Genomic DNA, 6,220 nt, shown 5'->3' with positions numbered 1-6,220 from the left:
CGGCGACCCGTCGGGCAAGTCGGTGGAACGCAGCCTGCTCACCGCCCAGGAGGTACGGACAAACATGCTCGGACAACAGGAGATCATGGAATCCGTCTTCGCCCGGGCCTTGGACTCCGGCCAGCTCCCGCAGTTCGTCGACAACGCCGACTGGCTCGGCGGACTCGGGATGATCGAATTTTTGCGGGACGTCGGCAAGCACTTCCCCGTCACCGAGATGGTCCGCCGTGACTCGGTGCGCCGGCGGCTGGACGATCCCGATGTCGGCCTGACCTACACCGAGTTCAGCTACTCCCTGCTCCAGGCGTACGACTTCCGCCGCCTGTGCGAGGGCCACGGGGTCACCCTCCAGATGGGCGCCTCCGACCAGTGGGGCAACATCGTCGCCGGGATCGACTACGTGCGACGGGTGCTGCGCACCCAGGTACACGGGCTGACCTGCCCGCTGCTGCTGCGTTCGGACGGCACGAAGTTCGGCAAGTCGGAGAAGGGAGCGGTCTGGCTCTCGGCCGACCGCACCTCGCCCTACACCCTGTACCAGTTCGTGATCAATCTGTCTGACGACGAGGCACGCCGGTTCGCCCTGTTCTTCTCGCTCATCGACCGTGAGCCGCTGGAGCGGCTGTTCGCCGAGCACGCCGAGGCTCCGGGCAGGCGAGCGTTGCAGCGTCACCTGGCGCGGGAGATCACCGCACTGGTGCACGGCCAAGCCGCGGTCGACGCGGCCGAGGCGGCGTCGACCGCGTTGTTCAGCGGGGACGTGAAGGCGATCGGCGCGGATCTGCTCTCCGACGTCTTCGCCGACGTGCCCACGGTCGAGGAGCCGGCCGCCCGGCTCGAGGAGGACGGCTGGCCGGTCGTCGATCTGCTGATCGCCACCGGCCTCGCCAACAGCAAGCGGGATGCGCGCGAGCACCTGGGCAACCGTGCGGTCCTGGTGAACGGGGAACGGGTCGGCGTGGAAGCCACCGTCGGGACCAAGGATCTGCTGCACGGCTCGGTCATCCTGGTCCGCCGCGGTCGCCGGGAATGGCGGGTAGCCCGCTTCACCTGAGCCCGGGACCACCGAGCCCGGGACCACCGAGTTCACTTCCCTGCCTGTCCAGAGGGACGAATCGGACAGCCAGCCCGCTGAACAGGCAGGGAACGAACGAGGGAACGGGCGCGGCTACTTGGCCGGCGGCCCGACCAGCAGGCCCTTGATATATGCGGCGTGCTCGTCAGCCACTGCCTTCCTGCCCCGGGCTCGAGAGAGCACCGTACGCCCGGCGTAGCCGGCGACGAGCATCGAGCGCATCACGTTCACCCGGGCCGGCGCATTGTGCTTACGTAGATAACGCACCATGGACGCACCGCGCATCTGCAGCATCCACGTCTTACCGGCCCCGGAACCTCCCGCCCCGTGGGGTACCAGCAGATCGGTGCGCAGCTTCTGCCGCAGCCCCGCCTCACGGATCGCCCGGCCGAGCGCCATGTCCTCGTTGTAGACGTAGAACGTCTCATCGAAGGCACCTAGTTCGAGGAAGGTGGACCGGCGGACCGCCATGCAGGCGCCGGTCAGCCACTCGGGGTTCATCGGGCGGCCCGGTGTCGGCCGGGCGAACAGCGCCGAGCTCGGCGCCACCTTGTGCGCTCCCAGCACGTGCAGCAGCACCCGGCGGGGCGTCGGCTCCCAGCCGCCGTTACCGAGCTCGGGCTTGTCGTCGTGCCCCTTCATGGTGGCCGCGCTGGTCACCAGTTCGGGATCGGCGATGAGGTCGTCGACCAGCGTGTCGATGACCTCCACGGTGGGCCGGCTGTCCGGGTTGCCGAGCACCACGTACTCGTAGCGCGACGAACGGATGCCCATGTTGGCGGCCTTCGCGAATCCCTTGCCGCCGCCGGAGTCAAGGTAACGGCTGTTGGGCCGGCCCGCGATCAGCTCGTCAACGCGGTCGACGCCCTCGGCGTTATCGATGATCACAACCGGCATGTCCAACGGAAGGGTCGCGAAGAGCTGCTCGAGCTGGCCACGGCTGTGAAAACTGACCAGTACCAGCTCGTACTGCCACCTGGACCAGTTGGGCTTCTCGACGGACATGGCGGCACGCTCCTCACTGCGTGTGCTGACGCGCACTCAGGTGGATGTCCACGCCTCGTGCGGTGTTGCGGTCCTGCGGTCCTGTACCACACGGTATTCCCGCCCCAGGGCGGGATGGTATTTCGATAGGCGTAGCCGGTGACGGGCCGAGGTGGGTTCTCCAGCCAAAGCCGGTTCCGGCCGGCGTCAGCGGCGTCAGTTGCCGGCCGGGGCCAGCTCGGTCGGCGGGCCGGGCGGCGTCGTCTGCCCCGGTGGCGGGACCGGCCCCGTGGGCGCCGGTGACGTCGCGGAGGCCACGGCCGGCCGCTCCGGCTTGGGCCAGACGGCGGGCCGGTCCCGGGCCACGAAGCGCCGCACCCCGCCGAGCGCGACGGCCTGGAGGAAGAAGACCTGCGCGACCAGGCGGGTCGGACCGGGCGGCGTGCGCCCGGTCAGCAGCGCCGCGGTGCTCACAGCGCCGACGGCGTTGCCCGCCAGGAACAGCCGGGCGATCCAGCTCCGGCGGGCGGCCGGGAGGGCGAGCCCCACCAGGACGACCTGCGCCAACGGGCCGAACGACGAGCGGACCAGCCGGTGGCCCCACAGTTGCGGGGTGACCGGCAGCGCGCCGGGCACCAGCGCCGCCCGGCGCCGCCAGAGCATGTCGAGGTTGCCAGCAACGATGCGGGTCCGCCGCTCCCACTCCGCCGAGTAGTCCGGGCTCGACGACTCGATCGAGTACGCCTCGGGTTCGTAGACGACCCGCAGCCCCCCTTCGAGGATGTCGAGAGCCAGCCAGGCATCGTCGACGGCCACGTCCGCGGGCAGGGGCCGAAACGCCTGGCGGCGGAAGGCCAGCATCTCGCCGACCACGCCGATGGTCGCGCCGGTCGCCGACTCGCGGCGCTTCAGCCAGGACTCGAACTTCCAGTAGAAGCCCTGGGCGCCGTCGGGATCGTCGACCTGCTTCTCCCCTGCCACCGCGCCGACCGTCTCGTCGGTGAAATGGCGGGCGGCTGCCCGCAGGGCACCGGGCGCGAGCACGGCGTTCGCATCGGTGAGCACCACGAGCTCGTGGGTGGCGGCGGCGACTCCCCGGTTGACCGCCCGCGCCTTGCCGAGGCGTTCCCCGGACGACAGCACCCGCACGCCGGGCCGGCGCGAGGCCTCGGCCGTCTCCGGATCGTCGGCCACGACGATGATCTCCATCGGCCCGGGATAGTCCGTGCCGGTGAGTTCATCCAGTTTCGCCCCGATCACCGCCGACTCGCGATAGGCGGAGACGACCACGCTCAATCCCGGCCAGATCTCAGGGTCCGGCGGTGCCGTCGACTCCAGGCCACGGCTGCGCAATCCGATATAGATCGGATACAAAACGTGACCGTAAACGGCTGTGGCTCCCAGCGCCGCGACGGCGGCACCTCGACCGATGGTCCGGACACCTGTCATAGCGGTTACCGTAGCGTTCCGCCGGTCAGCCACAACCAACGGCTCCGTCCTTTGCGGTACGGCGCCATTGACTCCATGACACGCCATGACGCCATGACGCCGCGCAGCCGTGGCACCCGCACCGCGCCAAAGTCGTCCCGCGGAATCGGATGGACCCCCCGGCGGACATGCGCGCACCTCGACCCCACCTTCACCTCACGACACTCTTGTCATCTACCTGCAACTGTCCGCGACACCCCGCACGAGTACCGAGCCCGCAGTCGTTACCCAACCCCACGGTCGTTACAGTTGTCCGGTGAGCGACTCCACGCGCTGGATCGTCGTTGTCGAGGAACCGTTTCTCCCAGCGGACGCGGGCGGGCGGGTGGAGACCTTCAGCTTCCTCACCGCGGCCTCCGCGGCCGGCGTTCGGATGCAGGTCCTGGTGCCTTCCCGGGAGAACCTGGATATCGCCGCGTATGAGGAGGCCGTGCCGGGTTCGGCCGTCATCCGGCTGCCTCGTGACGACAGCCCACGGGCACACCTGACGGCCCGGCCATTCATGCACGCCTCCCGGCCGGTCGGCCCGTTGCGCCGCGCGCTGGAGTCGACGCCGCCACGAGCCGACGCCGTGATCAGTTACAGCTGCCGGACGTCGCATCTCGGCGAGGAGGTCGCCCGGATCTGGAAGCTGCCACATCTGGTGCGCGCGCACAACGTCGACTCGGAGTTCTTCCGGGTGCTGGCCCGCAACAGCTCGGGGCCGCGCACCGTCGCCTACGAGCTGGAGTATCACAAACTGCGACTGGCGGAGCTTTCGATGCACCACTCTCCGCTCATCACCTGCATCGCGGACATCTCGCTGGAAGACCACAACTGGCGGCGTACGCGGGCGCGCATCCCGACGTTCCACCTGCCGCCGTTCCTGCCTGTCGGTGCCCTCACCGCATCGACGGGCACCGAGCCGACCGGCACCGAGCCGACCGGGTCGGCCCCGCCGGGCCGGAAGCCGGCACCTCGGGACGGCGCCGGCAAGAAGCTGATCTTTGTTGGCTCGCTGGACACCCCGACCAACATCGAAGCCCTGCGCTGGTTCCTCGGCGGCTGCTGGCCGACGATCCGGGTCCGCCATCCCGACGCGACCTTCCAGGTGGTGGGGCGGCGTCCGGAGGAGGGCCTGGCGGCATGGCTCGGTGGCTTCGAGGGCGTGGAGCTGCACACTGACGTGCCGAGCGTTGCCGGTTACCTCGCCACGGCCACCCTGTCGGTGAACCCGATGCGTTCGGGATCCGGCGTGAACATCAAGGCGATCGAGGCAATGGCGACGGGAACGCCAGTCGTGAGTACACCCACCGGCAGCCGCGGCCTCGGCTGGACGCCCGGTACCCACCTCCTCGTCGCCGAGGACGCGGGGGCCTTCGCCGACGCCGCCTGCGGCCTGCTGGAACAGCCCTGGAAGGCGGCCGAGATCGGAACAGCCGGCCGGGCCTACGTGCTACAGGAACTCGACCACGCGGCACTCATCGGTCGCATCCAGGAACATCTGACGCCAGCCTGAGTCCTTCCCGCCGGGCCACTCCCGCCGGGCCTCACCGGGCCGACGGAGGAGGGTGGTAGGCGGGAGACCGGTGGGCGGGAGACATATCAGAAGGTGAGCATCACCTTGCGGGCGTCGAACGCCTCCGCGTAGCGCGTCCCGCACTCGACGCCGCGCAGCCGCAGGGTTGCGCGGAAGGTCTCGTCGTCGAACCAGGCACGGTCCTGCTGGCTGCGGAAATGACGTTTGAGATGGTCGAGTTTTGCCCCGACCCTCTCCTCGGGGATCGGGACGTACAGGCTGGGGGACAGCCGGTCGGCCTCCCATTTCGGGATCTCGTAGCCGAGGATGAGCGCCCCGCGAAAGGCCTGCCACGCCAGCTCGCCGAGCACCCGGTGATCCTGGTGGGCATCCGCGAGCGCCGGGGCGAACACGATGTCCGGGGTGACCTGGCGGGCGATCTGCAGCAGGACCTCCTTGACCCCGCTCCACTCCCGAGGGAGGAAACCGTCCCGGACCTCGTGCAGGTGCAGCGAACCGAGCGAGGAGCCGAGCAGTTCACGCGCGCTCTCCTCCGCCTCCGAGCCGCGCTCGCCCTCGCTCGAGAAGACCACCCAGTGCACGGCGGCCTCCGGATGGGCGGCCAGCAACTGCATGATCGTGGCAGCGGCGCCGATCTCCACGTCGTCCGCGTGTGCCCCGAGGGCCACGACGCTGTACGCCCGACCATCGGCCGGCGGGCCCGCCGTCAACGCCAGCATCCGGCACTCCTCCGCGCTCGCCCGCCCTTTCTCTCCCCCTCATGCCAGTGCACGAAGCCTCCGCCCCCCGGTTTCCCGGCAACCGGCCATGCCGTTGACCTTTCGCATCCACACCAACACTTGAAGTACCCAAGCACCCGGAGTGCCCACCGGACCGGCAGAAACACGCGGTGTCCGTCGAGCGGTTCAGAGCAACGCGTGATAGCGGTTCTGCGCGGGCTCCAGACCGTCGGCGATGAGCATCTCGACCGAGTCGGCCGCGTGTTCGAGCAGGAGGGGCAGCTCACGGCGTTCGGTCGGGGTGAAGTCCCGCAGCACGAAGTCGGCCGGATCCATCCGGCCGGGCGGACGGCCGATGCCGACCCGGACCCGCAGGTAGTCCCGTGTCCCGAGCGCCGAGGAGATGGACCGCAGACCGTTGTGGCCGTTGTCCCC

At 69.7% G+C, this 6,220-nt stretch carries 6 protein-coding genes; 2 read left to right on the top strand and 4 right to left on the bottom strand.

Features of this window, described 5'->3' with window-relative positions; all coding sequences use genetic code 11:
• A partial coding sequence (gene tyrS / locus ACY45C_RS04525) for a tyrosine--tRNA ligase (protein ID WP_462186382.1) occupies positions 1 to 1,054 on the top strand: 1,054 nt, incomplete at its 5' end.
• A 114-nt stretch (positions 1,055 to 1,168) separates the two neighbouring features.
• Here tyrS and ACY45C_RS04520 read toward each other — a convergent pair.
• Positions 1,169 to 2,080, bottom strand: coding sequence for a glycosyltransferase family 2 protein (locus tag ACY45C_RS04520; protein ID WP_462186381.1), 912 nt, complete (start codon positions 2,078 to 2,080; stop codon positions 1,169 to 1,171).
• A 195-nt stretch (positions 2,081 to 2,275) separates the two neighbouring features.
• Positions 2,276 to 3,508, bottom strand: coding sequence for a glycosyltransferase family 2 protein (locus ACY45C_RS04515; protein ID WP_462186380.1), 1,233 nt, complete (start codon positions 3,506 to 3,508; stop codon positions 2,276 to 2,278).
• 295 nt (positions 3,509 to 3,803) lie between these two features.
• Between ACY45C_RS04515 and ACY45C_RS04510 the strand changes: the two genes are divergently transcribed.
• Positions 3,804 to 5,045: a glycosyltransferase gene (locus tag ACY45C_RS04510; protein WP_462186379.1), complete on the top strand. Its 1,242-nt coding sequence runs from the start codon at positions 3,804 to 3,806 to the stop codon at positions 5,043 to 5,045.
• An 86-nt stretch (positions 5,046 to 5,131) separates the two neighbouring features.
• On the opposite strand, the gene ACY45C_RS04505 is transcribed toward ACY45C_RS04510, so the two are convergent.
• Positions 5,132 to 5,785: a PIG-L deacetylase family protein gene (locus ACY45C_RS04505; RefSeq protein ID WP_462186378.1), complete on the bottom strand. Its 654-nt coding sequence runs from the start codon at positions 5,783 to 5,785 to the stop codon at positions 5,132 to 5,134.
• A gap of 186 nt (positions 5,786 to 5,971) precedes the next feature.
• Positions 5,972 to 6,220 (bottom strand): aminoacyl-tRNA hydrolase (locus tag ACY45C_RS04500; protein ID WP_462186377.1); only part of this gene is annotated, 249 nt, incomplete at its 5' end.

This window comes from Frankia sp. CcWB2 (assembly GCF_977927585.1).
The sequence above is the reverse complement of the archived record's forward strand: the minus strand, read 5'-3'. Positions and strand labels throughout refer to the sequence as shown.

Excerpts from the sequence above, each read along its gene's own strand:
- ACY45C_RS04520 (WP_462186381.1), bottom strand. The coding sequence starts at position 2,080 with ATGTCCGTCGAGAAGCCCAACTGGTCCAGGTGGCAGTACGAGCTGGTA.
- ACY45C_RS04505 (WP_462186378.1), bottom strand. The coding sequence starts at position 5,785 with ATGCTGGCGTTGACGGCGGGCCCGCCGGCCGATGGTCGGGCGTACAGC.
- ACY45C_RS04515 (WP_462186380.1), bottom strand. The coding sequence starts at position 3,508 with ATGACAGGTGTCCGGACCATCGGTCGAGGTGCCGCCGTCGCGGCGCTG.